This window comes from Mesorhizobium sp. WSM4822, assembly GCF_055811155.1.
Window position 1 is genome coordinate 410,161 of the sequence record NZ_JBVVQM010000001.1, and the last position, 25,544, is coordinate 435,704.

General features: G+C 59.9%; 24 protein-coding genes. 11 read left to right on the top strand and 13 right to left on the bottom strand.

Going from position 1 to position 25,544, the window contains the following annotated elements; all coding sequences use genetic code 11:
- Positions 1 to 549: 549 nt before the first annotated feature.
- Positions 550 to 2,169, bottom strand: coding sequence for a recombinase family protein (locus tag AC0L3E_RS02100; protein WP_473604128.1), 1,620 nt, complete (start codon positions 2,167 to 2,169; stop codon positions 550 to 552).
- A 1,187-nt stretch (positions 2,170 to 3,356) separates the two neighbouring features.
- Here AC0L3E_RS02100 and AC0L3E_RS02105 point away from each other — a divergent pair.
- The 5 genes from AC0L3E_RS02105 (at position 3,357) to AC0L3E_RS02125 (ending at position 5,841) form a co-directional block, all read left to right on the top strand.
- Entirely contained in the window at positions 3,357 to 3,860 is a 504-nt protein-coding gene (locus AC0L3E_RS02105; protein WP_473604129.1) for a hypothetical protein, read from the top strand.
- 43 nt (positions 3,861 to 3,903) lie between these two features.
- Positions 3,904 to 4,248, top strand: a complete 345-nt coding sequence (locus AC0L3E_RS02110) for a phosphotransferase enzyme family protein (RefSeq protein WP_473604130.1) — start codon at positions 3,904 to 3,906, stop codon at positions 4,246 to 4,248.
- Between the two features lie 115 nt (positions 4,249 to 4,363).
- The gene (locus AC0L3E_RS02115; protein WP_473604131.1) at positions 4,364 to 4,669 is read left to right on the top strand and encodes a flavin reductase family protein; all 306 of its coding nucleotides are present in this window, start codon (positions 4,364 to 4,366) and stop codon (positions 4,667 to 4,669) included.
- Positions 4,614 to 4,997, top strand: coding sequence for a molybdopterin-dependent oxidoreductase (locus AC0L3E_RS02120; protein WP_473604363.1), 384 nt, complete (start codon positions 4,614 to 4,616; stop codon positions 4,995 to 4,997). Before AC0L3E_RS02115 ends, AC0L3E_RS02120 begins: the two co-directional genes overlap by 56 nt.
- Before the next feature lie 97 nt (positions 4,998 to 5,094).
- A complete protein-coding gene (locus tag AC0L3E_RS02125) occupies positions 5,095 to 5,841 on the top strand; it encodes a molybdopterin dinucleotide binding domain-containing protein (protein ID WP_473604133.1) in 747 nt (248 codons plus the stop codon).
- Positions 5,842 to 6,521: 680 nt separating this feature from the next.
- Here the strand turns inward: AC0L3E_RS02125 and AC0L3E_RS02130 are convergent.
- The 5 genes from AC0L3E_RS02130 to AC0L3E_RS02150 all read right to left on the bottom strand — a co-directional run bounded on the left by AC0L3E_RS02130 (position 6,522) and on the right by AC0L3E_RS02150 (position 12,092).
- Positions 6,522 to 7,442, bottom strand: a complete 921-nt coding sequence (locus tag AC0L3E_RS02130; protein ID WP_473604364.1) for an ABC transporter permease — start codon at positions 7,440 to 7,442, stop codon at positions 6,522 to 6,524.
- Positions 7,442 to 8,533, bottom strand: a complete 1,092-nt coding sequence (locus AC0L3E_RS02135; protein WP_473604134.1) for an ABC transporter permease — start codon at positions 8,531 to 8,533, stop codon at positions 7,442 to 7,444. Before AC0L3E_RS02135 ends, AC0L3E_RS02130 begins: the two co-directional genes overlap by 1 nt.
- Complete coding sequence (locus tag AC0L3E_RS02140) at positions 8,517 to 10,064, bottom strand: ABC transporter ATP-binding protein (RefSeq protein ID WP_473604135.1); 1,548 nt, start codon at positions 10,062 to 10,064, stop codon at positions 8,517 to 8,519. Before AC0L3E_RS02140 ends, AC0L3E_RS02135 begins: the two co-directional genes overlap by 17 nt.
- 97 nt (positions 10,065 to 10,161) lie before the next feature.
- Positions 10,162 to 11,256, bottom strand: coding sequence for a BMP family ABC transporter substrate-binding protein (locus AC0L3E_RS02145; RefSeq protein ID WP_473604136.1), 1,095 nt, complete (start codon positions 11,254 to 11,256; stop codon positions 10,162 to 10,164).
- Positions 11,253 to 12,092: a GntR family transcriptional regulator gene (locus tag AC0L3E_RS02150; protein WP_473604137.1), complete on the bottom strand. Its 840-nt coding sequence runs from the start codon at positions 12,090 to 12,092 to the stop codon at positions 11,253 to 11,255. Before AC0L3E_RS02150 ends, AC0L3E_RS02145 begins: the two co-directional genes overlap by 4 nt.
- A 197-nt stretch (positions 12,093 to 12,289) precedes the next feature.
- Here AC0L3E_RS02150 and AC0L3E_RS02155 point away from each other — a divergent pair, with 197 nt between their 5' ends.
- The 5 genes from AC0L3E_RS02155 to AC0L3E_RS02175 all read left to right on the top strand — a co-directional run bounded on the left by AC0L3E_RS02155 (position 12,290) and on the right by AC0L3E_RS02175 (position 17,737).
- Positions 12,290 to 13,150 (top strand): aromatic ring-hydroxylating dioxygenase subunit alpha, encoded by an 861-nt coding sequence (locus AC0L3E_RS02155; protein WP_473604138.1) that lies wholly within the window; start codon positions 12,290 to 12,292, stop codon positions 13,148 to 13,150.
- A 43-nt stretch (positions 13,151 to 13,193) separates the two neighbouring features.
- A complete protein-coding gene (locus AC0L3E_RS02160) occupies positions 13,194 to 14,099 on the top strand; it encodes an aromatic ring-hydroxylating dioxygenase subunit alpha (protein WP_473604139.1) in 906 nt (301 codons plus the stop codon).
- 22 nt (positions 14,100 to 14,121) lie between these two features.
- Positions 14,122 to 15,888 carry a PDR/VanB family oxidoreductase gene (locus AC0L3E_RS02165; RefSeq protein ID WP_473604140.1) on the top strand — a complete coding sequence of 589 codons (1,767 nt, stop codon included), beginning with the start codon at positions 14,122 to 14,124 and terminating at the stop codon, positions 15,886 to 15,888.
- An 8-nt stretch (positions 15,889 to 15,896) separates the two neighbouring features.
- Positions 15,897 to 16,547 (top strand): glutathione S-transferase family protein, encoded by a 651-nt coding sequence (locus AC0L3E_RS02170; protein WP_473604142.1) that lies wholly within the window; start codon positions 15,897 to 15,899, stop codon positions 16,545 to 16,547.
- Between the two features lie 62 nt (positions 16,548 to 16,609).
- On the top strand, positions 16,610 to 17,737 hold the full coding sequence (locus AC0L3E_RS02175) for an S-(hydroxymethyl)glutathione dehydrogenase/class III alcohol dehydrogenase (protein ID WP_473604143.1): 1,128 nt from the start codon (positions 16,610 to 16,612) through the stop codon (positions 17,735 to 17,737).
- A 200-nt stretch (positions 17,738 to 17,937) separates the two neighbouring features.
- Here the strand turns inward: AC0L3E_RS02175 and AC0L3E_RS02180 are convergent, their stop codons facing one another.
- The 6 genes from AC0L3E_RS02180 to AC0L3E_RS02205 all read right to left on the bottom strand — a co-directional run bounded on the left by AC0L3E_RS02180 (position 17,938) and on the right by AC0L3E_RS02205 (position 22,994).
- Entirely contained in the window at positions 17,938 to 18,273 is a 336-nt protein-coding gene (locus AC0L3E_RS02180; RefSeq protein ID WP_473604144.1) for an alpha/beta fold hydrolase, read from the bottom strand.
- A 148-nt stretch (positions 18,274 to 18,421) separates the two neighbouring features.
- Entirely contained in the window at positions 18,422 to 19,132 is a 711-nt protein-coding gene (locus AC0L3E_RS02185) for a hypothetical protein (RefSeq protein ID WP_473604145.1), read from the bottom strand.
- A 5-nt stretch (positions 19,133 to 19,137) separates the two neighbouring features.
- Positions 19,138 to 19,731, bottom strand: coding sequence for an SOS response-associated peptidase (locus AC0L3E_RS02190; RefSeq protein WP_473604146.1), 594 nt, complete (start codon positions 19,729 to 19,731; stop codon positions 19,138 to 19,140).
- 942 nt (positions 19,732 to 20,673) lie between these two features.
- The gene (locus AC0L3E_RS02195; protein ID WP_128307555.1) at positions 20,674 to 21,168 is read right to left on the bottom strand and encodes a DUF302 domain-containing protein; all 495 of its coding nucleotides are present in this window, start codon (positions 21,166 to 21,168) and stop codon (positions 20,674 to 20,676) included.
- A 46-nt stretch (positions 21,169 to 21,214) separates the two neighbouring features.
- Positions 21,215 to 22,075: an alpha/beta fold hydrolase gene (locus AC0L3E_RS02200; protein WP_473604147.1), complete on the bottom strand. Its 861-nt coding sequence runs from the start codon at positions 22,073 to 22,075 to the stop codon at positions 21,215 to 21,217.
- 148 nt (positions 22,076 to 22,223) lie between these two features.
- Complete coding sequence (locus tag AC0L3E_RS02205; RefSeq protein WP_128307564.1) at positions 22,224 to 22,994, bottom strand: alpha/beta hydrolase; 771 nt, start codon at positions 22,992 to 22,994, stop codon at positions 22,224 to 22,226.
- 213 nt (positions 22,995 to 23,207) lie between these two features.
- Here AC0L3E_RS02205 and AC0L3E_RS02210 point away from each other — a divergent pair, with 213 nt between their 5' ends.
- Positions 23,208 to 24,170 (top strand): AraC family transcriptional regulator, encoded by a 963-nt coding sequence (locus AC0L3E_RS02210; protein ID WP_473604148.1) that lies wholly within the window; start codon positions 23,208 to 23,210, stop codon positions 24,168 to 24,170.
- 458 nt (positions 24,171 to 24,628) lie between these two features.
- On the opposite strand, the gene AC0L3E_RS02215 is transcribed toward AC0L3E_RS02210, so the two are convergent.
- Entirely contained in the window at positions 24,629 to 25,537 is a 909-nt protein-coding gene (locus AC0L3E_RS02215; RefSeq protein ID WP_128307558.1) for an SMP-30/gluconolactonase/LRE family protein, read from the bottom strand.
- Positions 25,538 to 25,544: the final 7 nt, after the last annotated feature.

Below are 25,544 nucleotides of genomic sequence, written 5' to 3' on the forward strand. Positions count from 1 at the left end.
TCGACATCCCACCGGGCCATCCGCCGTGCAGGCTTACCAGGAAAGCCGAGGCACAAAGTCCTCTAAGGGCTAAAAGCAGTCCTCCCGGAGCGAAGCAGGAGCGGCGGCAATGGGGTCGAGAGCCTAACCGCAGCTTTCCGCCATCCGCTCCCATAAGCGGACTGACCGCAGTCGGCCCCAATGCGGCCGTCCTACAGCATGGCTCCGAACGTTCGAAAAACGAGGTTGGCTACAGTCCACTGTCTTGCGTCACGGGAGCATGCGGAACGATACGGCAAGCTTTCTGATTTTTGCCCACGAAAAACGTAACGAAATCAACGACTTTAAGACGCCCTCCGGGCCCACCATTCAGTCCGCCAGTTTTGGCTCGTTTTCGGCCGTCTCAGAATAGAGTCGACATTTCCGTTGGGTTAGCGACCTATTCCTGACAACGCTTGGTGGAGACGCCGCCTTCTCGGCCCAGAACAGCTCGATTTTGGGCCTTCGTCTCTGCAGGCCCGTTTCCGTAGCCAACTGTTTGGAAAAGCGATGCTCGACCGATGGCTGGGATCAGAGCCCGAGCAGGGCAGCCTGATCGGTCCAGGCCAGCGGAAGACCGGACAGGCGCGAAAGCCTGTGGGCTGTGAGTTCGATCGGCTGATTGCCCGTGATAATCTTCGACACGATCTTCGGCGAGAGAAACGCCAGCGGCAGCAGCCTGCTCACCTCAGAGACCGTCGTAGCGTTCAAGCTAGCGATCTCAGTCAGGCTTCGGCTAGAGCCATCTGTGAGTTGATGGAGATACCGCTGGGAGCGTTGCACGACGTCAATCAACCCGGCGTCCGGCACAGCGGTGTTGGATAAGCCATTGGTGAGAACAATGCGCATCTCGACACCGCGTCGCTTGATGTCGAATGGGCAAGGGATCGAAAAAGTCTCGGCACCGCCATCTGATGGCAAAATTCGATCGAGCAGATGTTCGCACAGTGCTCGGCCGTCGATGTCGACGGCCAGCGACTTCTGACCAAGAGTGATGCGGCGGACAATTTTCTGCAGCAGAGATCGCCTAGCGTCAGCCGTGTTGGACCTCCAGGCAGCCTTGACCTCAGCCGCGCGGCTCAGCGCGTATTGGATCTCGCCGGGACCTCCCCAACGCTCAATCAAATCAGCCATTTGGCTGTGATCGCTGAGAATACGATTCAGCTGAAGCTCAACGACTGATTCAACTGCATCGGCAGGAAGACGCCATCCGGCGCAACTGCCGCGCCGCTGATCAACGAACTGTTTTGAGACATAGTAGCGGTAGCGAACGCCGCGCTTATTGGCATGCACCGATCGCAGCTTCTCGCCCTGTTCGTCGAAAAGGAGGCCGGTCAGAAGATGTGGCTGAGTGACGTTTGATGCGCTCCTGCGGCGCGGCGCTTGACTGGCCAAAAGCGCCTGCGCCTGATCGAACACTGTGCCAGCGATGATCGGCTCATGCTCGCCGTCGTGGACTTGATCCTTGTGCTTAATCTTACCGATGTAGACCGGGTTCGAGAGCAGGTGATAGAGGTTGCCGCGGCCGAAGGGCATCGTGACCGCAACAGTCCCATCCTGGCGTTTGCGGGTTCGCGTCACGAGCCCATCGTTCGCGGCCTCGTCAGCAAGGTCGCGCACTGACTTCAGAACAAGGTAGCGCTCGAAGAGATGTCGAACGATCTTCGCTTCAGCATCGTCGATGACTAGTTTGCGATGCTCCACGCAATAGCCGAGCGGCACCACACCCCCCATCCACATGCCCTTCTTCTTGGATGCTGCGATCTTGTCGCGGATGCGCTCGGCTGTGACCTCGCGCTCGAACTGCGCGAAGGATAGAAGCACATTGAGTGTCAGTCTGCCCATCGATGTGGTGGTGTTGAACTGCTGGGTGACCGAGACGAATGACACCGCGCTGGCGTCGAAGATCTCGACGATCTTCGAGAAGTCCATCAAGAGGTGGCTAAGCCCGATCTCGCGAGCGACTTCGAGACGCAGGTGCCCGTCAATGATGAAGCCGCCGTTTTCAATAAGTAACGGAACAAGTTGGCCGTACGTCCGCATGTGGGCGGATAACTTGCGGCGTTTTTCGCGAGGGTGGTTGCGGGCGGCAAACGGCGATGCCCGAAGGTCGGCAATCGCGGTGAGTTGCATTTCAAGATGGTTCTTCATTGATTGTTCTCCCCTATCCGCGCTCGCAGGCCATTCACCAGGCGGGATGTAGCAATCAAATCGGAAGTAGGAGGCAGTTTCGTTTTGAGACCAATTTTTACAGCCTGGGCTCCCCAGCCGTCGCGAGCCAAGCGGGACCGAACGAATTTTTTGCGTCCTTTGGACAGTCCAGATATGTCTGCTGTCCAGACGTATGCTATGCCGGCCGCCCGAGCAGCATGCATTGTTTCGCCGTCGATGACCCAACCCTCGTCGATGACTATTGGAAGGATTACGCCATCTCGTTTTATCAGAGTGACGAGACGCTTGAATCGTGATGGGAGTGGAATGTGCCGTATTGACAGCTGAGACTTAAGTGCCAAAAGGCGTATCTTAGGTTGTATTTGCATGGCAGACCTCCTTTGCCAGGAGGCAAGTCCCACCTGGTGGAACCTATAGCGATCAGCCGGACGTCCAGATAACCGAGTTCCTAAAACGTTCTTTTTCAAATGTTGCTATTGGCATTACAGCGTTGCAAAAAAGCAACAAAATGGGTCGTTCTACCTTATTTGTAGATGGCCAATTGCAACAGCCGCTCGATCCGGTGATTAGAACAACACGTTTGGTTCTCAACCTGTGATTGAAAAAAGGTGACGGGGGCCACCGGTCATGCTTTCGTGGGCATTAACACTCTCTTGCTAGCGATTACAGCGATGAGTAGCGCAGCCCGGAATCGCATAAAATGCAGTGAGGAAATGCTGCGAGTGCCGGTGTCATGTCGGGTGCTGTGTGGAGACTACAACGTCGTTCCAACTCCGATTGACGCCGTGGCGCCCTAAGGATGGCTGGGCGATGCGGGTTACCTCCCTGAGAGCCGCCAGGCCTGTGCCGAGATGCCCTGGTCTAGGATAGGTGGATCGATGCGGTTCGACGCATCCATCCGGAGAAGGGCATCTACACCTATTGGAATAATCCTACGGAGGCGGCGACGGCATGAGTTCTGGCCTCCGAATGGACCATATGCCCATGAATCGTCGCCTCGGGAGCTGTCACCGTAGCTCCCGTAAATCTGACAAGCCAGGTGCGCGGCTACCCCTGCTTTGCGTGGACGCAAGTGCTATACGCTATGCATCGGGTGGTGGTGTAGAATGATGTGAAATTCGGTGCCCGCTGCCCACCGACAGCTTGGGGACGAGGTGGAGGATTTGATGCGGAACACAATGCTGGGCTTCGCGGCGCTTGCCCTGGCGGCGTGCCAATCGGCTCCCGAAGCGCCGCAATCAGCCGCTCTCGAACCTGCGTCAGATACTGTTGCTGTTCCTCCTCAACCGGCCTTGGATCCCATTCCTCCTGGCTCTGCAATCATGGACCAATCCGTGACAATCACTCCCCCCGCGAAGGGCGTTCCAACAAAGTACGCCGCATTTTCGGGCATGTGGGTCGGACGATTGGAGGGGTCGGATGAAGCCAAAGTCGCTGTGCAGACGATTTCTCAGAACGGCCAAGTGACGGTCACCTTTGCGTGGGGAATGCTGGGCGACAACAATCCGGGAGAGGCCGCGGGAGCGGGAAAAATTGTAAGGACTACGTTGAAGCTTGGGCGCTTCCCGAATGGTGCTGACGTCAGTTTTATGATGCTGCCCGACGGAACTCTGGCGGGAACCGTTGCGCTTGCCGGCCAGACCTATACGGGCGTGTTCATCAGGCAATGAGCAAAAGTATCCAAATGGTCACCTCCGGGCGCGGGAAAAGGCCGTGAAGGTGCTGTCGGAGCATGAACGCAGCGCCCGCAATTTCGGAATCATCCACGCCGATCTGGTGCGCGAGAATGTGCTCGTCCATGACGGCGCGATCCGCATCATCGACTTCGACGATTGCGGCCATGGCTGGCACATGTACGACCTTGCCGTCGCGCTCTACCAGAACCGCGATGAGGCGATCTATCCGCTGATCGAGGCCGCTTTGCTCGAGGGCTATCGGCAGGAGCGGGCACTGACCGCGCGCGACATCGCCGCGCTGCCGCTATTTTCGGCCTTGCGCGCTTCGCCTTCCTCGGCTGGGCGCAAAGCCGCGTCGAAGGTGACATCCCACGGGATGTAGGCGTGCAGATGTCAGCCATAGCAGCCAATGTAGTGATTGCCTATTTGCGGGGAGAATAAGGGGGTCAGCGGCACTCTCATCAGCCAATCGCGAAGTAGACGCCGAGTAGTGAGTAGTGGCGAATTCCTCTAAGCTTATATGTTCAATCGTTGACGTCGGCACGCCGGCACTGTCGGATGAGATCGCCAATTTCGATTGCGAGATCGAGGATGTACATGTCGTAGGCACGCACAATGTCATGATCGGCCGCGTCATCGATGTCACGCACGCTCGGTCTGGCAATTCCAGTCGCCCGAATGGCGGATCTGCTGCTTCAGCCGGGCAGGACAATCCCTTTCAACGGCAAGACTGTAACCTTCCCAAACATCAAGCTCGTTTATTGGGCGGGCGGCAATCCGTTCCATCACCATCAGGACATTAGCCGTCTGGTCGAAGCCTGGAACAGGCCAGAGACAATCATCGTGAATGAGGTCTGGTGGACGGCGACGGCGCGCCAGGCCGACATCGTATTGCCGGCGACGACCACCTTTGAACGGGATGATGTCGGAGCATCCCCCCGCGACCGCTTCATCGTCGCGATGCCGCAGCTGATTGAACCGGTTGGCCAGGCGCGCAACGACTATGACATCTTTAGTGACCTTGCCGGCCACCTTGGCTTCGTGAGCAGTTCACGGAGGGCCGCGATATTCGTAGGTAGATCGAGCATGCTTACGACCGATGCCGCTCGAAGGCTCGGGTGCACAATGTAGAGTTGCCTGAGTTCTCAAGGTTCTGGAGGGATGGCTTCGTCGAGGTGCCGTCGCCGGAGGAGGGCTTCATCCTGTTCGGCATTTCCGTGCCGACCCCGTGGCCAACCCACTTGGAACGCCATCAGGACGCATAGAAATCTTCAGTGAGACGATTACGGGTTTTGGCTATGACAATTGCCCTGGCCATCCGGTCTGGTTGCCGCCGAAAGAATGGCACTCGGCAAAAGCCGCCGAGCGGTTTCCCCTTCACCTAATCTCAAATCAGCCTTCGACGCGACTTCACAGCCAGCTGGACGACGCAAAGCTGAGCCGCGAGTCAAAAGTCGCTGGGCGTGAGCCGGTTCTGATCAACAGCATCGATGCTGCTTCCCGACGGATCGAAAATGGCGACACCGTGCGGGTCTTCAATGACCGCGGCGCATGCCTGGCTGGCGCGGTGCTTTCGAGCGACGTCTTGGAGGGTGTTGTGCAACTGGCGTCAGGCGCTTGGTACCACCCTGAAGCGTACGCGACACCAGGCTCGCTTGATCTTCATGGAAATCCAAACATGCTCACGCGCGACGAAGAAACGTCATTCGTCAGCCAAGGGCCTTCTGCTCAGTCTGCTCTCGTCGAGGTAGAAAGATTCCTTGTGAACAGCAGGCTGGCGATTCCAGATGCCCCAGATCAACGCAGGTTAGTAAGTATAATTGGTTGCAGTTCGTGTGCGCCAACAGCCCACCACGCTGGTGAGACCAACTCGCGTAGGTGGCCATCGTTCCAGCAATCCGAGACTGTTGGCGACGCCAACGGCAACGCGTCGATCGATCGCAAGGAGCTGGGCGGCATTCTCTTTATGAGGTAGCAACTAACAAGATTAGCTACCTAGGGCGAGGGTGGCATTGGGGTCATCTTCACCGAACCTTGGATCGCCGCCGCTGCATCCGTCGCCAATACTGCCTACACGGCAAACAGGCCTCAAAGGTGGAGACTAACCTGCAGGAGGTAGTCACACTATTCGGCTCCTTGGAAGGGCACAGTCCGCCCATGGCCGCAAGCCGTCGTTTGTACCGTTCTACAATTCGCGATCGGAGTTCTTGGAAGCTTTTCGAGCTTTCTGCCCCGCGCCTGCCGTTGAGATGCGCGCGCTTCTGAAGGAGGCGGGGGTGTCTGGATTCGCTGTGGTGCAGCCTTGATCCAAGCATCAGTGGGGTTCGAGTCGGTAGACCGCTACATCTCAATACCCACTATTGAGGGCCCATTCTTCTGCTATAGGCGATACGCGGCCTAGCTGGGATTTGTGTACTTGCGTGGACGACCAATTCCCTCCGAAGGCTGTCGGTGGCTCGCCGTTCAGTCGAGGAGTTCTGCGACGCTTTCCCGATCCACGCCGTTGAGATAGCCTTGGCGGCCAATTTTTTCGCGATGAAGCAGCCACTGACGCGGAGGGCCATCTCCGCATGAACCTGCCCTGTCTGGAGCTTCATATTGCCCGGCCGCCTGAGGAGTGGCGCTGGCACCTGGGCCAATGCCCGCTAGTCTGAACTAAGCCGCGGGACGGAAAGGCTTTGCCAGCGAGGCCGGGAAATGCAGTGCAAGCATCTGGCGGTTTCGCGAAATGAGGACCAGCACGACGATGGTCGCCAGATAGGGCAGAGCCGACAGCAGTTCGGACGGCACGTCTAGCCCCAGCGCCTGTCCTTGCAACTGCAGGATCGTCATGCCGCCGAACAGCCAGGCCCCAAGCAAGATGCGCAGCGGCCGCCATGTGGCGAAAACCACCAGCGCTAGGGCTATCCAGCCCTTGCCAGCAGTCATGTTCTCGACCCATAGCGGCGTGTAGGCGACCGACAGGTAAGCGCCAGCCAGGCCGGCCATCGCTCCACCGAACAGGACGGCCATGTAGCGGATCCTGATCACCGGATAGCCGATCGCATGCGACGTCTGCGGCGACTCGCCGATCGTGCGCAGGACCAGCCCGGCCTTCGTGCGATAGAGGAACCAGCTGATGGCAACGAACATCAGCAGAGCCAGATAGACCATTGGGTCGAAGCGGAACAGCATGGGACCGATCAGCGGCAGGTCGGACAGAACGGGGATATCGACGCCGTGCAGCGCCTCGATCGGCTCGCTGCCGAAGCCGCGTCCAAGGAATGCGGACACGCCGGAGCCGAAGATCGCCAGCGCCAGTCCGGCGGCATATTGATTTGTGAGGAAAGTCAGCGCCAAAACGCCGAACAGCAGCGAGGCGGCGGCACCCGCCAGCGCGCCGGCAAGGATAGCGACAGGCATCGAATAGCCCGCTGTGACGGCGCCAAAAGCCAATGCCGCACCCATCAGCATCATGCCTTCGATGCCGAGGTTGAGAACGCCGGACTTCTCGACCACGAGCTCGCCGAGAGCCGCGAATATCAGCGGCGTGGCGGCGATGATGGTGCCGGTGAAGATGGCGATGAACAGATCCATCATGCAGTCTCCAGCGCATGCGTGTCTCGGGCCGGCCGTACCAGACGAACGCGATAGAAAATGAAGAAATCGGCGGCGAGCAGGAAGAACAGAAGGATGCCCTGGAAGATGCGAGTCAACGCCGAGGGCAGGCCCAGCGTCATCTGCACGCCTTCGCCGCCAAGGAAAAGCAGCGACATCAACAGCCCGCCGAGAACGATGCCAAAGGCGTTCAGCCGTCCGATGAAGGCCACGATGATGGCCGCGAAACCGTAGCCGGGCGAAATCTGCGGCGAGAGCTGGCCGAGCGGCCCGGCGGCCTCCGCCATGCCGGCGATGCCGGCAGCCGCACCTCCCGCCAGCAGTCCGATCCAGACGGCGGCGGATTCTCGAAAGCCGGCATAGCGGGCGGCAAGCGGTGCTGCGCCACTCACCGACATCTTGTAGCCAAGGAAGCTGCGGTCGGTGAACAGCCACATCACGAGCACGGCAACGACGGTGATAAAGATCGAAGGGTTGAGCCGGTAGGCGGGGTCGAAGGATTCGAACAGGGCGGCTGTCGGCAAAAGCGCTGTCTGCGGATAATTGAAACCGGCCGGATCACGCCACGGCGCATGCACGAGATAGGACAGGAACAGAGTGGCGATATAGGTCATCATCAGCGTGACCAGGATCTCGTTGGTGTTCATGCGGGCGCGCAGGAAGGCTGGAATCGCGGCCCACGCCATGCCGGCGCCCATGCCGGCAACGAACATCAACGGCAACAGCAGCAGGCTGTCGGGGTTCGGCCAGAAGAGGCCGACGCCACTCGCCGCAATCGCGCCCATGGTGAATTGGCCCTCGGCGCCGATGTTCCAGACATTGGCGCGGAAGCCGACCGCTAACCCGCAGGCGATGAGGATTAGCGGTGACGCCTTCAGCAGCCATTCCGACAGCCCGTTCATTGAACTGAGGGGCTCGACGAAAAAGGCGTAGAGCGTCGGCAGCGGATCGTGTCCGAGCGAGGCAAAGAAGGTCGAGCCGACGACCAGCGTCAAGGCCGACGCCAGAACCGGTGCCGCCACACGCATCGCAGCCGACGGCTCCGGCCTTTGTTCAATCCTGAAGCGCAACGTCGCCCCTCCCACTTGCCATTTCGTCCTTGCTCATCGTTCGGCCGGTCATCAGCAGTCCGATCTCCTCGCGATCGGTCGTCTTGCGTATGAGCGGTGGTGACACCCGGCCTTTGCAGATCACCAGAAGCCGGTCGCAAATCTCGAACAACTCGTCGAGCTCCTCGGAGACGACGAGCACCGCCGCGCCGGCGCGGCTGAGGTCGACGATGGTCTGGCGAATGAAGGCGCTGGCTCCGACATCGACACCCCAGGTCGGCTGCGAAACAAGCAGCAGTTTCGGCTCAAGTGCGATCTCGCGGCCGACGATGAATTTCTGCAGATTGCCGCCCGACAGGCTCTGTGCCGTCGAGCCTGTACCATTGGCCTTGACCTTGAACCTGTCGATGATGCCGGCAGCGAAAGCGCTGGCCCTGCGCCTGTCGACCAGGCCTTTGCGGACGGTACCGAAGCGATGGGCGGTCAGAACCGCGTTCTCCCACAGCGTATGCGACGGTACCGCGCCACGCCCCAGCCGTTCCTCGGGAACGAAGGCAAGACCGAGCTTGCGGCGCTCGTCGGCACGAAGGCGAGCGGCAGCGGTACCGCAAATCCTGATCGCGTCGTTGTTGTGATGCGTGCGTTCGCCGCTAAGCAAGGCGATAAGCTCCGCCTGGCCGTTCCCGGACACTCCCGCCAGGCCGACGATTTCCCCGCCATGAACGTTGAAGGAGACGTCCTTCAGATCTACGCCGAAATGGTCTCTTGCCTTGACCGAAAGGTTGTTGACCTCGAGCACTGGCTTCTCGCTCGGGGACGGCGGGCTGACATGCATTTCCGGCAGCTTCGAGCCGACCATCATGCGGGCAAGCTCGAGCGAGGTCGTCTCTTTCGGCCGAGCGGTGCCGGTGACCTTGCCGTTGCGCAGCACGGTTGCGGTGTCGCAGAGCTCCTGCACCTCGTCGAGCTTGTGGCTGATGTAGACGATGCTGCAGCCTTCGGCGGCGAGTTGTCGAAGCATCTCGAACAGCTTGACCACCGCCTGTGGCGTCAGCACGGAGGTCGGCTCGTCGAGGATCAGAAGCTTGGGCGCCTGCAGCAGGCAGCGCACGATCTCGACGCGCTGCCGCTCACCGACAGAGAGATCATGCACCTGCCGATGCGGATCGATCGGCATGCCGTAGCGAAGCGAAAGCTCGCGGATCTTGTCGGCAAGCGAGGGCAGGTCGAAGGCGCTGCTTGCCGAGAGCGCGATGTTCTCGACCACCGAAACAGATTCGAACAGAGCGAAGTGCTGGTAGACCATCTCGATGCCGAGCGCGCGCGACGTCGCCGGGTTGTGTGCCGCGATCGGATTGCCGTCGCAGAAGATCTCGCCGGAATCGGCCTGCGCCGCGCCATAGATGATCTTCATCAGGGTCGATTTGCCGGCGCCGTTTTCGCCCAGTACGGCGTGGATTTCGCCGGGCTGGATAGACAGCGAGACGTCGTCATTGGCGACGACGCCGGGATAGCGCTTGCAGATGTTGCGCAATTCTAGACGCGGATGCATGGCGGGTCCTGCCGTGGCGTGAAGCGGGGTTGGACGGGAACCAGGCAGGGAGACGTCGAAGGTCGGCTTCGGCGTCTCCCTGGTTCTTTGATGGCGTTCAGCTCAGCTTGCCGATCATCCCTTTGACGAACCAGTTCATACCGCGAACATCGTCATCGGCCAGGACCGAGCCTGCAGCGACCTTGACGTTGCCGTCCTGGTCCTTCAACTCGCCGCCATAGGGGTGTACCTTGCCGCTGCCGATGTCGGCCTCGAGCTGCTTCAGCTTGGCTTTGGTGTCGGCCGGAATGCCGTCATTGTAGGGCGCCATCTTAACGACGCCCTCTGCCAGTCCGTCCCAACGCACTTCCGGCTTCCAGGTGCCGGCAGCGACAGCCTTGGCTGCGCCGACATAATCGCTTGTCCAGTCGAGCACGAACGAGGTCAGTTGTTTGCCCGAGGCAAACTTCGACATGTCGCTGGCATAGCCAATCGACCAGGCGCCGCCTTCGCCGGCGACTTGGACACCGGTTGCCGTGTCCGTCATCGAGCAGATGACGTCGCAGCCTTGTGAGAGCAGCGTTTTGGCAGCTTCTTTTTCCTTGCCCGGATCGAACCAGGAATTCAGGAAGATGGCGTTGCAAGTGGCGTTCGGATTGACGCTTTGCGCGCCGAGCAGCAGTGCATTGGCCGGACCGACGATGTCGGGGATGGGGAAGCCACCGATGAAACCGATCTTGCCTGACTTCGACATATAGCCGCCGGCCGCACCGGCGACGAAAGTACCCTCGTAATATTTGGCCTCGAATGTGCCGAGATTGGCGAGGTGGGTGATGCCGGAACAATGTTCGAAAGCAACCTTGGGGAATCGCGGCGCCACTTTCTGCATCGGCGTTCCGTGCGAAAAGCTGGTGCCGAAGATCAGCTTGTTGCCGGCGCTGGCCAGCTCGCGAAAGATGCGCTCGGCGTCCTGCGGCATGAAGATGTTGTCGATGACGGTAAGTTCAACCTTGTCACCAAATTCGGCCTTGATGGCGTCGACGCCGAGGCTGTGCTGCTTGGTCCAGCCGATCTCGGCCACCGGCGAGACATAGACGGCGCCGATTTTCAGCACCTCCTGCGCATGCGCGATCGTGCTCAAGCCTCCGGCGCCAAGTGCTGCGCCGAGCGCACCGCTGTATTTCAGGAAATCCCGTCTTGTTACGTCGTTCATGATGGCAACCCTCTGTTGGCTTTTTTGGTTGATGCCCGGCTTGCGGGTGCCAGATCTGTTTTTGGAAGATGGACGTGGAGATGCGTCGCCCCATCGCCATTGCTTAACGACTTCGCCAGCCGTCTAAGCGGAACCGATGGTGCGTCTGCGTCCGTCGTACCGTCGAGATAAGGGGCAAGCGCCTCGGCGGGCGTCATTTCCGGAAACACCTCGCGGTCCATGATGTAGCCGCGCACGACCGTGCGGTGATGGGTGTCGATGAGATCCATAGCCTGTTTGAGCCGGCCTTTTTCCAGAAGGTCGACAACCCGCGAATGGTCGTCCAGGAGATTGCAATAATCGAAATCGGCGGTGATGAGTGACCGCAACAACGTCGTGCGGCGCACGAGCTGGGCATGGATTTCCTGCATCACCTTGTTGCGGCTGAGGCGCACGAACACCGTGTGGAACTCCTGGCCCAGCACGTCGGCCAGTGCATCGTTACCGGCTGCCACGGCCTGGCGCTGACGTTCGACATGATGGCGCAGTTCGGCCCAGCCGGCCGGACCCAGCCGATCGCTCAGCTGTGCTGCCACGCCCTGTTCGACAAGTGTAAGGGCGTCGTAGATCTCCATTGCCTCCTGCATGCTTGGCTTGGCAACGAAGGCGCCGCGATTGCGCTCGATCTGCGCCAGCCCGTCATCGGCGAGCCTTATGAGCGCCTGGCGCACGACGATGCGGCTGACGTCGAATATTTCTGCGAGCTCGCGTTCGCCAAGCTTGCAACTTGGCACGAGACGATGATCCATGATCGCTTTCGTCAGCGTCGCAGCGATCTCCTGTGACCGATTGCTCATGCGGCTTCCCGCTCCCTCCAGGCATTGCTGGTGTCAACACGCTGGACATTTGCATATCGGTCTGGTGTTTTTGTCAATCAATATACGCATGAAAGAGTTTCAAAAAATCCAACATTGATATCCAATTCTGTGCTTGTAATGGTTGGTGTCACCAAGCCGGGTTCGCTGTGAAGTGCCGGCCAGGGAGGACGATTGCGATGGCTAGCCCTTGCAACGATGCGGTTCTTCTGAACGACTGGCACATCGTCGCGGATTGCTCGACGCTTTCTAACGGCTCGCTGTTCATGACACGCTTGTTGGGGGTCGCCCTATCAGTCACCTGCAAGGGTCGGTACAACAAGGAGATCGTGCGTGGAGACACTGGCGAACAGGTCAATTCGGCCGAGCGTTACGGCTTCGCCTGGGCGTGTCTTGGCAAACCCTGGCGTGACATCGTCTACATCCCGGAATCAAACGAGGCTGACCGGCATCTGGTCACCGGCGGCTCGATCGCGGTGAAGGTGTCGGGTCTGCGCGTCGTCGAGAACTTCCTCGACATGGGGCATTTCCCTTTTGTGCACACCGGCTTGCTGGGCGAAGAGCCGCACACCGAAGTGGTGCCGTACAGGGTCGAAATCACCGATAAGGACGAGGTGCTGGCGACCGAATGCAGGTTCTATCAGCCGCTTGCCTCGCCGACCGCCAGGGAAGGCTTTGTCGTCGACTATACTTACAAGGTGATCCGGCCGTACACGGTCGCGCTCTACAAGAGCAATCCCGTAAAAAAGGACCGGCTCGACGTCATCACCTTGTTCGTGCAGCCGGTCGATGAGGACAATTGCATCGCTCATCCCTTTCTTTGCTATTTGAGGGACGGTATCGAGGCAGCAACGGTGCGCAGCTTCATGCAGCTGATCTTCGCTCAGGACAAGCCCATCCTGGAAAACCAGGTGCCGCGAAGGCTGCCCCTCGACCCGCGGGCCGAAACACCGATCCGCGCCGACGCCGTTTCGGTTTCCTACCGGCGCTGGTTGCGCGATCAGGCAATAACTTACGGTGCCCTTCCGGCTCAGGCCTGACCGGATCGATGCTGGGCTTGGCTCCTTCGAAGGACATGAAAAAATGATACAGACGCGATGTTTCGATCCGCTCATCCTCAATCTCTGGCATCCGATCGGCGCCATTGCCGAGATGACGCCGAACAACGTGGTGGAGACAACCCTGCTCGGCGAACAGGTCAGTTTCGCAATTGGCGCGGCCGGCGCCATTGGAGTCTGGCTATCCCGGCCCGATCTGCGACCCGGCGCGCGGATCGATCCGGCCTCGGTCGGTGAAACATTGCCCGCCAAGAGCGCCTATGGTTATGTCTGGACGTCGCTCGGTTCGCCGCCTGCGGAGCTGTTTCCGATACCCGAATATGACGAGCCCGACCGCCGCAAGCTCAACGCGGCAACGTTTGGCGTCAACGTCTCGGCACCGCGCGCCATTGAAAATTTTCTCGACATGGGTCACTTTCCCTACGTGCACACCGACATCCTGGGCGTTGAACCGCACACCGAGGTGAAGGAATACGACGTCGAGATATCTGTCGATCGCGACGAGATACTGGCCACGCGTTGCCGCTTTTTCCAACCCATGGCGTCGACTGCTTCGGATGGTGGCGCCGATGTGGACTACATCTACCGCGTCCCGCATCCCTATTGCTCGGTTCTCTACAAATCGAGCCCGCTCGACGAAACCCGACGAGATGTCATCGCCGTCTTCCTGCAGCCGGTCGATCAGGAGCATGTGCGCGCCCACATGCTGCTTTGCGTGCTCGACGAAGACAATGAAGACAAGGTCATCAAGCGCTTTCAGCAGACGATCTTCGGCCAGGACAAGCCGATTCTGGAAAACCAGGTGCCGAAGCGGCTGCCGCTCGACCCGCGCGCCGAAACACCGATCCGGGCCGACAAGTCGGCCATCGCCTACCGGCGTTGGCTTAGCCAGAAGGGCGTGACCTACGGCGTCATCCCGGTTGCGGCCTGAGACCTATTTTTGGAGACGACGAATGTTGCAAGAAGCCAAAAGCCGGTGGCATCCGATTGCCGCTGCCTACGATCTGCCTCACCGACACGTCTTCCATGGCCAGTTGCTTGGCCGGGAATTTGCTGTCTGGCGGGCCGATGACGGTTACGTCAACATCTGGGAGAACCGTTGCCTGCATCGCGGTGTCAGGTTGTCGATCGGCATCAATGACGGGCGCGAGTTGAAGTGCCAGTACCATGGCTGGCGTTATTCGAACCGCACCGCCGGCTGCACCTATATCCCCGCGCACCCCGCCGACGCGCCGGCGCGCACCATCACCAACCGCACCTTTCCCGCGGTGGAACGCTATGGCCTGGTCTGGTCGTCCGAAGGGCCGCAAGGGGAGGTGCCCGATTTTGCCGGGCTGCCGGAAGGCCAGTTGCTTGCCTTGCGCGGCATTCCGGTCAATGCGCCTGCCGGCAAAGTCGTGGAGAAGCTGAAAGCCTATCGTTTCCAGCCCAGCGGGGCCGTCGAGGGCGACGGCGCCGAGATCCTCGTCGAAGCCGTGCAGGATTTTGCAGTGGCGCTGCGCTCCCATGACGGCAGCCAGGAGACGCATGGCGTCTTCTTTGTTCAGCCTGTCGATTCCAATCGTTCGGTCATTCGCGGCGTGCTCGACAGGGACCTTGAGGGTGCCGCGCGTATTGCCGTCCTACGCCATCACAACGAACGGCTGGGCAAGCTTCGCGATGCCGCGGAGCGCGAGGCGGCGAGCTCGGCCGCGCCGGCGCCGATCGAGCCAGTTTACGAGAAAGTATCAGCCGAACTCGCCGAAATGCCAGAATTGACGACGCATGGCCGCAAGGCGGCGCTGCGCGTGTTGGTGGCAAGGAAATGGCTGGCGGCCGACGGCATAGCTGGCTTCGAACTTCGCCCGATCAAGGGTCTTCTGCCCACCTTCCAGCCGGGTGCCCATATCGATGTCCACATGCCCAATGGCGAGGTGCGGCAATATTCGATCACCAACGGCCCTGGCGAGACCGACAGCTTTACCATCGGCGTCAAGCTGGAGCGGGATTCGAAGGGCGGCTCGAAATGCATGCACGAGACCGTGCGTGAAGGCGACGTGCTGGCGATCTCCGAGCCGCGCAGCAATTTTCCGCTGCGCCGCGACGCGATCAAGACGCTGTTCGTCGCCGGCGGCATTGGCATCACGCCGCTGCTGGCCATGGCGCAGGCGCTGAAGAACCAGGAACTGGCGCACGAATTGCACTATTTCGCTCAAGGAGAGGAGCATCTCGCCTTTTCCGATCGCTTGCGGCAACTCGGCGGCTCACTGGTGCCGCATCTTGGCCTCACGCCCGAACAGACAGGCGCGAAATTGCGCGAACTGCTTTCCCCATACCGGAACGGCATGCATGTCTACATCTGCGGGCCCGGCCCGATGCTGGAGGCTGCCCGCAAGATCGCGGCAGAGCAGGACTGGCCCGATGCTGCCGTGCATTTCGAGTATTTCAAGAACACCAACAAGATCGATGACAGCTCGAGCTTCGACGTGGCCCTGGCGCGCTCCTGCGTCACACTTAACGTGCCCGCCGGCAAGACCATCATGCAGGTCGTGCGTGAGAATGGCATCGATGTCCCGTCCTCGTGCGAGCAAGGTGCCTGCGGCACTTGTGTGGCGACGGTGATCGAAGGCGAGCCGGACCATCAGGACGTCTATTTGAACGACGCCGAGAAGAAGGCGGGCAACAAGATCATGACCTGTGTTTCGCGGGCCAAATCGGCACGCCTCGTACTCGATATTTAGGAGCAGCGATGATCACGCTTTACGACTATGAACTGTCGGGCAATTGCTACAAATTGCGGCTGCTGATGAGTTTCCTCGACATCGACTACAAGACCGTGCCTGTCGATTTCTACCCCGGCCGCGAGCACAAATCCGAATGGTTCCTGAAGCTCAATCCACTCGGGCAGTTGCCCGTGCTCGACGACGACGGTCTTGTGCTGCGTGATGCCCAGGCGATCCTTGTCTATCTTGCATCGAAATACGATTCATCAGGCACCTGGTATCCTAGAGACAACCCGGCACTGATTGGCGAGATCAGCCAGTGGCTGGCCTTCGCTGACGGGATTACAGCGACTGCGTCCGCCGCCCGCTTGCACGATGCATTGTTCTACGATTTCGACATCGATGCCGCTCGAGCCGGCGCGCATCGGCTGTTCCGCATCCTCGACGAGCATTTGTGGTTTGGCGAGCAGCAGGGCCGAAACTGGATCTGTTTGCCCAGTCATCCGACCATCGCCGACATCGCCTGCTTTCCCTACATCATCCTGTCGGAGGAGGGGGGTGTTCCACGCCAGGACTATCCGGCAATCCGGCGCTGGTGCGACCGGGTAAAGCGCATCAAGGGGTTCACGGTGATGTCGGGCGTGTTCCCCGCCGGACCCGCCATGGCCGCCGCCTGACCAACCCACACCGAGCCGGAGCCATGGCTCGGCAAAACCAAGTTCTTGGGGGAGAGATAAAGATGAAAACCCGCGCCGCTGTCGCTGTCGCCGCCGGAAAGCCGCTGGAGATCATGGAGGTCGACCTCGACGGCCCGCGTGAGGGCGAGGTGCTGGTCGAGATCAAGGCGACCGGCATCTGCCACACCGACGAATTCACGCTGTCGGGTGCCGATCCGGAAGGCTTGTTTCCAGCCATCCTCGGCCATGAGGGCGCCGGCGTGGTCGTCGATATCGGCAAGGGCGTCACCTCGCTCAAGAAGGGCGACCACGTCATCCCGCTCTACACGCCCGAATGCCGCCAGTGCCATTCCTGCCTGTCGCGAAAAACCAATCTGTGCACGGCCATCCGCGCCACCCAGGGCCAGGGCCTGATGCCCGATGGTTCATCGCGCTTCTCGATCGGCAAGGACAAGATCTTTCACTATATGGGCTGCTCGACTTTCTCCAACTTCACCGTGCTGCCCGAGATCGCGCTGGCCAAGGTCAACCCCGACGCGCCCTTCGACAAGATCTGCTACATCGGCTGCGGCGTCACCACCGGCATCGGCGCTGTGATCAACACTGCCAAGGTCGAGATCGGCGCGACAGCCGTGGTCTTCGGCCTCGGCGGCATCGGCCTCAACGTCATCCAGGGCCTGAAACTTGCCGGCGCCGACATGATCATCGGCGTCGATTTGAACAACGACAAGCAGGAGTGGGGCGAGCGGTTCGGCATGACACATTTCGTCAATCCAAAGGAGATCGACGGCGATGTCGTGCCCCACCTCGTCAACATGACCAAGCGTGGCGCCGACCAGATCGGCGGCGCCGACTACACATTCGACTGCACCGGCAGCACCAAGGTGATGCGCCAGGCGCTGGAAGCCTCGCATCGTGGCTGGGGCAAGTCGGTCGTCATCGGCGTCGCGGGCGCCGGCCAGGAGATTTCGACACGGCCATTCCAGCTGGTCACCGGCCGCACCTGGATGGGCACCGCTTTTGGCGGCGCACGTGGCCGCACCGACGTACCGACGATCGTCGACTGGTACATGGACGGCAAGATCCAGATCGACCCGATGATCACCCATTTGCTGAAGCTTGAGGACATCAACAAGGGTTTTGATCTCATGCATGAAGGCAAGTCGATCAGGAGCGTCGTCGTTTACTGAAGAAGTCCGGCGCCTTGCCGGCCTGAACGGTCGCGGTCCGATCGCTTTTAGCCATACGCCACGCTGAAGGTTCTGTGTTCCCAAACTTCGGGACCTCCTCAGCACTGGCGTAAGACCGGCGGCGTGGTCGAGCCAGCGCAGCTCGACCGCGCCGCCGGCGCAGTTTTGCGAGGCGCGATTTCGAACGCCATGGCTTGCGGCTATGCCGGGTCGAGACATCCTGACGAGAAGGCGAACTGATGAAAGTTGTTTCTACCTCTAAAATGCCATGGCGGCGTCAGCGCCGAAGCCTTGGCCCGCTTGGACGAGAACCTGCTCTCGGGGTCATCGGCCGGTACGTAGGAGCGCCCGAAGCCCGGAAAGTCGGGGCACACGATCCTGAAATCTGCTGACAGCAAGTCCGCGACCTGGCCCCAAGTCATATGCGCGCGAGGATGGCCATGGATCAGAAGCAGAGGCGGCCCAGATCCGCCATGCCGAAGCCTTATCGGCCCGCCCTCGGTTTCCACCATTTCAAGCGCGAAGTTGTCGAACATCGGCCATCCTCAGGAAACGGGCTGTTGTCGGCTTGAAGAACTCCTTGAGCATGGAATGGTTCGGGGCAAATCGCGACTGCAGATCGTTTCTCCCGGTTAGCTTTCCCTCAGGGTCCATTCTGGACGCGCGAATGGCTACAAGGCGGATCTAACGGAGCAGGCCCTCGTCGTCGAACGCGTCCCAGCCCTTCAACTTAGGCCGGGGAGCGTCATCTCTGGGGTTATTCCCGGAACCGCGAACCTTCTCGCTACCCTTTCCCGCCCGCGTCAGGGCAGCCTTGCCGGCGCCACGTCGCCTGTTCTCCGTAACTTGCTGCGCGTCTTCTTCGCGCCAAAGGCTTGGCAGATCACGATCAAGGATGTCCTCGATGTGCTTGGGATCGAACACGTGGAAGGTGACGGCCTTGGATCGACCGCGCATCTTCACGGTGCGGGTGCCAATGCTTTGCAGCCGTCCGTCTTTCAGCCACTTGTGACGCTCACGCGAAGAAATTGTGAGGATGTCCTCGGCCTCGCGCGGCAGGACCGGGAGTACTTCGATGGTTTCCAGGATCTTGGCGATCTTGTTCGAGGCGGCCTCGAACTCTTCGGCATCGTCTTCGCGCATCGGCAAGGCTATGCGACCAGTCTCGGCTTTGACGTACTTCCTCACCGCCCATGGCAGGCGGGCACGTATTTCACGCTCGATACCTTTCGTGCGCACCGACGAGCCAAGCGTCGCTGATGGCGGAAGTGGCCACTCGGCAATCAGTGACAACGAGGTGCTGACGCTTTGGCGAGAGCCGCGATCCCGAGGGGCCGCAATTGCCGAAGCGATGCCGCCAAGAATCTTCCGTGTTTGCGCAAAACGCACCGGCATCTGAGCTAGTCGCTTCCTTGTCGCACGGTTTCTACCGCCAGCGACCCGGCCGGCAGGGCCTTCAACAGCTCCACCTCGGGTTTCGTGAGGTAGATCCATGCCGCCCAATCGTCCGGGCGCAGAACCACAATCTGGCGATTGTGGATGGGCGCCACGTCCGGGCCGGGTTCCGTCGTCAGCATAGCGAACGTCGGGGGCTTGTTGCCTTCGCCATCGCGCCACAGGCCGGCGATCGCCATGAACGAGGCGCCGTTGAGCGCGAAGCGATGCTTAGCCTTTGGAGACTTCTTTCCGGTGAATTCGAAGAAAGCCGACGCCGGAATAAGGCAGCGCTTGCTGTTGGAGAAGCTCCGTCCTTCCGAGTGGAAGTTGAAGATCGGCCCGCCTTTGGGCCCGGAGGGCGGAAAGGCAAAGGTCATGCGCGTGAGTTCGATCGTGTCGCCGGCGGCGCGCATGATCGGGGCGGGATCACTGATGCGGATGTCATCCGCCTGCGGCAAATCCAGTTCGGTTTGATGGGTGGGAACGTCGAGCGCCAGTGATTGCATCATCCGGCAATATTCGGCCCAGGCGATATGTTGCTCATAGTCATTGCACATAGCTGTCCCGCGCGTTCAGAGTTGCTGCGTTATGCCAAATAGTGCGGCTCAACCAGGGCGCAACAGGCGCCAGACTTACTCGCGCGACCTGATCGACACTTTCGCGAATGACATCGCCGTGGCTCACAACGGTCTGCTCGAGTTCAGTCTCCCCAGACCATTTTCGTAAAACCTCACCGAGCGTCGTGCCGTCTAGCTTCTAAGTGATTAGGGAGCCATAGGCTCACGGACCCGCTCACCAAGAACTAGCTCCGTAGGATTTAGCTGCAAAGGCGCAATCCATTTCCGTTCCGATCGAATGCCGGCCCCCGATGCAGTGATCGCAGCGAGTTGATCACTGGACGCGTATCTCCGCTAGTGGCCGCCGCCCGCCGAACATGCAGGTAAAAAACGACAGTCATCGGCGAACCATTCTGAGTGTGCCGGGCGATTCCGCTGTGCCGCGCCGAACCGGAACCCGGCAGGCAAGGCAGATTACCTGGCGGCGATAGTCGCGATAAACAGTGGCCGTATCAAGGTGGGCGCCTGGCGCGATATAGACGCTGCATGACAAAGGAGTTCAAACAGAGCGAGTCCAACAAGCACCACTTCCTCCCGGTTTTCTACCTGAAGGGATGGGCTAATGCCGATGGGCGCATTGTCCAGTTCAGCTGCCGCCTGCGGGTGAGTTCGACTGAGCCAGCGAGTTCAATAGGGGAAAACGCGGGTCGCGTCGTGACGCAGGTGGTGCCGCCGAGAAGGAACGCTTGCTCGCGGGGCTGTCACGTCTCTGGAAGCGATACCGTACCGAGCCGCTCCGCTCGACCCGCAAGGATGCCGAGCCCACAATCGCTTCGGCGACCGCTTTGCTCAAAGCCGTCGCGCCATGGTTACCATCCGCGTCGTCGGTTTTCGGGACGGGCTCTCACTTCCATGCGTCTTTTGAAGCGTCATCAGGAGAGTTTAGCTTGCGCATTCGCGTAACAAGGTTGTGATTTTCGCATCAAGATTGCGGGCGACAGCAAGAGCCTCCAAATCACCATAGGAGAGCAGATAACTCTCCATTTTGTCATAGGAGACATGTACGCCATCGGGACGTTGATCAACAAGGATTGTGACCGGGGCATAAGATCCAGCATCGGGAACGTGCTTGACCATATCTTTCATAATGAGTGGATTGCCCACCAAAAACCGCATGCTCTTGGGAGTCTCGGCCCCAGTTTCGCGGCGCAGAATGGCGCCCAGGTCGAATTCCGCGAAGAGCATGAGACCTGTACGGCCGAGGCCGCTTTGCACAACGCGCTCCAAATCCGAGAAGGAGTTTGCAGCGCTCGTCGCCTTGAAAAATTCGACCATGTCAGGTTGCCCGACCGCTGACTTGAGCGCGGCAACAACGGCATCGAATGGTTTGGAGCACGTCAGGCTGAAACGCTCAACCTCGACCTTTGCGATTGTCATTTCTTTCTCCGCAACAGCTCTGAAGAATAAGGTGCGACAACCGCCACTACGCTTCCAGGAAGGTTCGGACGTGGTTGACGAACAATTCGGGATACTGAAACAGCGAGCCATGGCCGGAATCGGGATAGAGGACCAGCTGGGCGTTGCTTAGAGCCTTGAACATTGCGTAGGCGTTGTCCGCCGGGAGCATGGTGTCATGGCTGCCGCTGAGCACAAGGGCTGGCTGGTGGATGGCGCGCAGAGTGGCGTGCTCGGGATCAGGAGTGGCGCACCAGGTAATCAGCGCCTTGGCCTGCGGATCGGTCACCGTGCTGCCGTTATCGGTATCACGATCTTCCTTACGCACCTTCGCCCGCTTCAGAAACGCCAGGCCGGCCTGCTGGCTGGCGGACGACTTCGTGAAGAATAGCGGAAGGCGGGGGTCCGGCGCGTCGGTTTGGGAAAACGCGTCCTGCAGAACCGCCAAGAGATGCTCCTCACCGCCTTTCGGAGCCGTGCCGACGAGGATGAGCTTGCGGACCAGAGTTGCGTGGTCGGCGGCGATCTGCTGCGCGATGAAGCCGCCGAGGGAAAAGCCCAGCAAGTCGACTTCGGGGAGGCCAAGCAGATTGATAAAGGCGACCGCGTCTCGGGCCATCGCCTCGATATTGTCGGGCGTTTGGCCTGTCGAGCGGCCGACCCCGGCGTTATCGAAAGCGATCACCGGTCGATCGGCGGCCAGGGCATTCACGACGGCGGGGTCCCAGGCGTCGATGTTGCCCGAGAAATGCTGCAGGAGAACCAGCGGCGTTCCGATCGATGGGCCGAGGCGGCGATAGGCAAAGCGGATTCCGCCGCCTTCGATGTAACGGGTGGGCGCCGTTTCTAGCGTGGCGGCGTCCTGAGTCGCGGTGTCGAGTTCAGTCATGTCATCCTCCGGATGCTTGGCTTAAATAATCGAGTGGGAGTAGCTGGTGCGGTTTTGGCTAGGTTTGAGCCGCTCGTGGCCCAAGGCATTCCGTAGCCCGCCGACCAGACGTGGTGCTCCCGGCACGAAAGTGCCGGGAGCGGTATCGTCACTTCACGAGTGCGGCCTTTTCTATGACTGCGGCGACTTCCTTCGCATGGACGACGAGGGAGGCATGGCTGCCGGCGACCTCCGTCGTGTGGGCCTTCATCCTGTTGGCGAACATCTTCTGGACCTCAGGGGCGATGACCTTGTCCTTCGTGCTGATCACATAGAACGTCGGCTTATCGTGCCAGGCTGCCGTATCGACCGGAGCCTCGAATGCGGTGTGGTTCAACGGCAGTTGATGGTTTGCCAGGGATTCGGCGATCTCTGGAGGAAGGTCGGCCGCGACTGCCGAAGGAAACACTTTGGGATCGATGTAGAGATCGCCCTTCTCATCGGGATGAATTGCCGCGCCGCCTTCGGTGGCCGGACCGCTCTTGGCCAGGGTGGCCAGGGATTGTCCCACGTCAGGCGCGAATGCGGAGACATAGACGAGCGCCGAGACCTTCGAATCATCACCTGCTTGCGTGATGACCACACCGCCCCAGGAGTGGCCAACGAGAACGGTCTTGCCGTTCTGTTTCGCGAGCGCCTGTTTGGTGGCATCGACGTCCGCGGCGAGGGAGGTGAGGGGGTTTTCGACGAGCGTTACGTTGTAGCCCTTCTTCGTGAGGATATCGGCAACCGGCTTCCAGCTTGTCTGGTCCACGAAAGCGCCATGGACGAGCACGATATTGCGAGCCGCCCCCTTGGGCAGTTGAGCCGATTGGGCGGGTGCGGCAATTGTTGCTCCGGCCATGAGGACTGTGGCGACGGAAAGTAGAAGATTTCGCATTGGATTGCTCCCGTTGGAATGGCGGACGACGCGCGTCCGAGAATGGGCAGCCGTCTGTGCGAAGCCACGGTCCATCCATCTGCCGGTTAGCGAATGAATGACCTCGCGATGCATCGGCCGCTGCGACATGAGATCGTCCGCGAAGGTCGCGGACGCTAGGGCACAATCGTCCGAATGTTGTGTCGGATCGTCCGAAGGGCTAACGTCAGTGACATGGACATCCTCGCTGAAGTGCTTGATCGCATTCGCCTTGGCGGAACCTTGCTGTTCCACTTCGAGCTCGGCCATCCCTGGAATCTTGCGTTGCCAAAGCGCCCTTACGCCCTTTTCCACTATCTCAGCCGTGGTTCGGCTACCCTCGCGCTTGAACAGGGACGAGAGCTCCACATGACCGAGGGCGACTTTGTTGTCGTCACGCGGGGCGTGCCCCATGTGATCTACTCGGATAGCCAGGCGGGGCCGGTACCGATTGTCGACATCGATCGATTAGCCGGGCGTCTTGGCCTCGTTCGTCATGGAGGCGGCGAGCAACCGCACGCGACGATGATCTGTGGTAATTTCACTGTGGCAACCCCCTCGCGCGGTAGCGTTTTGGAATTGCTTCCGCCCGTGCTTCTCCTGAAACCGACGGAAGACGGAGGATGGCTCGCGGCGATTCTGCAACGCATGGTGAGCGAGGCGGCGTTCGAGCGTCCCGGACAAGGCGTTGCGCTCTCACGTCTGACTGAAGTGCTCTTCGTCGAGGTGTTGCGAAGCTGGATCAAGTCGCTCGGCCCCGGAGAAGGCGGATGGCTGGGGGCCATGGCAGACCCACACATAGGACCGGCACTTCAGTTGATCCACCAACGGCCGGATCGCCCCTGGACGCTTGGCGACCTCGGGCAAAGCGTGGGACTTGGTCGGTCGGCGTTTTCGGCTCGCTTCACTAAGCTCGTCGGCGAGTCCATGTACCGCTATCTGATCGCGCGCCGGATGTCGGAGGCCGCGTTTCTGCTCGAAACAAGCGACGAGGGAATTGCACGGATTGCGACCCGTGTCGGCTACGAGACTTCGTCCGCGTTTTCGAAGCTGTTCCGTCGACATCATGGCTTATCGCCTGGCCGCTATCGAGCAGTTCGCCGGTCTGACGGTGGCCTAAGGCAAGGGCGCGCTCTGGAAGCAGAAGTCGCCGATTGACTTCGACCGAGCTGGCTTCAGGGAGGTCTGGCGGTGGGCGGCGGAGCAGCTCCGGCAGGAGTGCTAGGTTTGTTCACAAATGGCGCGCCCTGAGATATCCCAACTGTCGTCTAGTTTTGGCTTGATCACAGCCGCGACCACTGTTTTCGCGAGGTTGCCATTTTTTGCTTGCGGCCCGCGACTGCCATTTCTGAACACCGCACTCTGGATTTTCCAGGGAAATGGCCAATGTTCCGAGTCTTGCTCGAAAAGTCGCATTAACACAGGAGAGTTTCCTGGCTGCGGGTAGGGTCTCCGATCCTAAGTCCGAGTTTACCAACGGCCAAATTCTGGATTTGCGCTAGTTGCATTTGCTAGTATAAACCCGCGCTTGTTGGTCGACCCGACCACCGTCGACAATGGATTGCTCAACCTGGGACGGACGGGATTGTAAACCGGTCACCGGAAATTTTGCTCCCTCAGCAGACCTGCAACCCGGTTGTGTTGAGATAGACGGCATAGAGCGAGCTGCTGGCGGCGATGAACAGGCGATTTCGATGAGGTCCGCCAAAGCAGACATTGGCGACAGTCTCAGGAACAAGAATCTTGCCAAGAAGCGTACCGTCCGACGCAAAGCAGTGCACGCCGTCGCCAGCTGACACCCACAAATTGCCGTCCACATCGATCCGAAAGCCATCGGGGATGCCGGGATCGATCTCGGCAAAGATGCGACCATTCGAAAGGCGGCCGTCTTCGCCCACATCAAAGCAACGCATATGGTGCGGTTTATCCTGGCCGTGGGAACGGCCGCTGTCGGCGATATAGAGATGTGCCTCGTCCGGGGAGAAGGCAAGGCCGTTTGGCTTGTCGAAGTCGCCGGCAGCCACCGATAGCGTACCTGACCTTGGATCAAGGCGGAGGACGTTGCAGGCTCCGATCTCACTGGGAGCTTTGTAGCCCTCATAGTTGCTCAGGATGCCGTAGGGCGGATCGGTGAACCAGACAGTATCGTCGGATTTGACCACGACATCGTTGGGAGAATTGAGACGTTTGCCCTCGAGCCGATCGGCCAAGATGGTGATGCTGCCGTCATACTCAGTGCGCGTGACGCGCCGCTGCCCATGTTCGCAGCTGACCAGGCGTCCCTGCCGGTCGCGCGTATTGCCGTTGGAGAAATTCGAAGGATAGCGGAAAACGGAAACATTCTCCGTCACTTCATCCCACTTCAGCATTCTGTTGTTGGGAATGTCGCTGAAGAGCAGAAAGCGGCCATCGGCGAAGTACACGGGCCCTTCAGCCCAGCGCATTCCAGTATGGAGTTTTTCAAGTTTGCACAGAGAGATAATGAAATCTTGGAAGCGATCATCCAGAACCTCGTAGTATGCCATTTTGACA

What these genes read in the sequence shown, in the direction of transcription:
- AC0L3E_RS02105 (WP_473604129.1), top strand. Translation starts at nt 3,357, where the DNA reads ATGCGGAACACAATGCTGGGCTTCGCGGCGCTTGCCCTGGCGGCGTGC.
- AC0L3E_RS02155 (WP_473604138.1), top strand. Translation starts at nt 12,290, where the DNA reads ATGGCTAGCCCTTGCAACGATGCGGTTCTTCTGAACGACTGGCACATC.
- AC0L3E_RS02210 (WP_473604148.1), top strand. Translation starts at nt 23,208, where the DNA reads ATGGACATCCTCGCTGAAGTGCTTGATCGCATTCGCCTTGGCGGAACC.
- AC0L3E_RS02150 (WP_473604137.1), bottom strand. Translation starts at nt 12,092, where the DNA reads ATGAGCAATCGGTCACAGGAGATCGCTGCGACGCTGACGAAAGCGATC.
- AC0L3E_RS02165 (WP_473604140.1), top strand. Translation starts at nt 14,122, where the DNA reads ATGTTGCAAGAAGCCAAAAGCCGGTGGCATCCGATTGCCGCTGCCTAC.
- AC0L3E_RS02205 (WP_128307564.1), bottom strand. Translation starts at nt 22,994, where the DNA reads ATGCGAAATCTTCTACTTTCCGTCGCCACAGTCCTCATGGCCGGAGCA.
- AC0L3E_RS02175 (WP_473604143.1), top strand. Translation starts at nt 16,610, where the DNA reads ATGAAAACCCGCGCCGCTGTCGCTGTCGCCGCCGGAAAGCCGCTGGAG.
- AC0L3E_RS02160 (WP_473604139.1), top strand. Translation starts at nt 13,194, where the DNA reads ATGATACAGACGCGATGTTTCGATCCGCTCATCCTCAATCTCTGGCAT.
- AC0L3E_RS02130 (WP_473604364.1), bottom strand. Translation starts at nt 7,442, where the DNA reads ATGGATCTGTTCATCGCCATCTTCACCGGCACCATCATCGCCGCCACG.
- AC0L3E_RS02140 (WP_473604135.1), bottom strand. Translation starts at nt 10,064, where the DNA reads ATGCATCCGCGTCTAGAATTGCGCAACATCTGCAAGCGCTATCCCGGC.
- AC0L3E_RS02100 (WP_473604128.1), bottom strand. Translation starts at nt 2,169, where the DNA reads ATGAAGAACCATCTTGAAATGCAACTCACCGCGATTGCCGACCTTCGG.
- AC0L3E_RS02195 (WP_128307555.1), bottom strand. Translation starts at nt 21,168, where the DNA reads ATGACAATCGCAAAGGTCGAGGTTGAGCGTTTCAGCCTGACGTGCTCC.
- AC0L3E_RS02180 (WP_473604144.1), bottom strand. Translation starts at nt 18,273, where the DNA reads ATGTTCGACAACTTCGCGCTTGAAATGGTGGAAACCGAGGGCGGGCCG.
- AC0L3E_RS02190 (WP_473604146.1), bottom strand. Translation starts at nt 19,731, where the DNA reads ATGTGCAATGACTATGAGCAACATATCGCCTGGGCCGAATATTGCCGG.
- AC0L3E_RS02170 (WP_473604142.1), top strand. Translation starts at nt 15,897, where the DNA reads ATGATCACGCTTTACGACTATGAACTGTCGGGCAATTGCTACAAATTG.
- AC0L3E_RS02185 (WP_473604145.1), bottom strand. Translation starts at nt 19,132, where the DNA reads ATGCCGGTGCGTTTTGCGCAAACACGGAAGATTCTTGGCGGCATCGCT.
- AC0L3E_RS02145 (WP_473604136.1), bottom strand. Translation starts at nt 11,256, where the DNA reads ATGAACGACGTAACAAGACGGGATTTCCTGAAATACAGCGGTGCGCTC.
- AC0L3E_RS02215 (WP_128307558.1), bottom strand. Translation starts at nt 25,537, where the DNA reads ATGGCATACTACGAGGTTCTGGATGATCGCTTCCAAGATTTCATTATC.
- AC0L3E_RS02200 (WP_473604147.1), bottom strand. Translation starts at nt 22,075, where the DNA reads ATGACTGAACTCGACACCGCGACTCAGGACGCCGCCACGCTAGAAACG.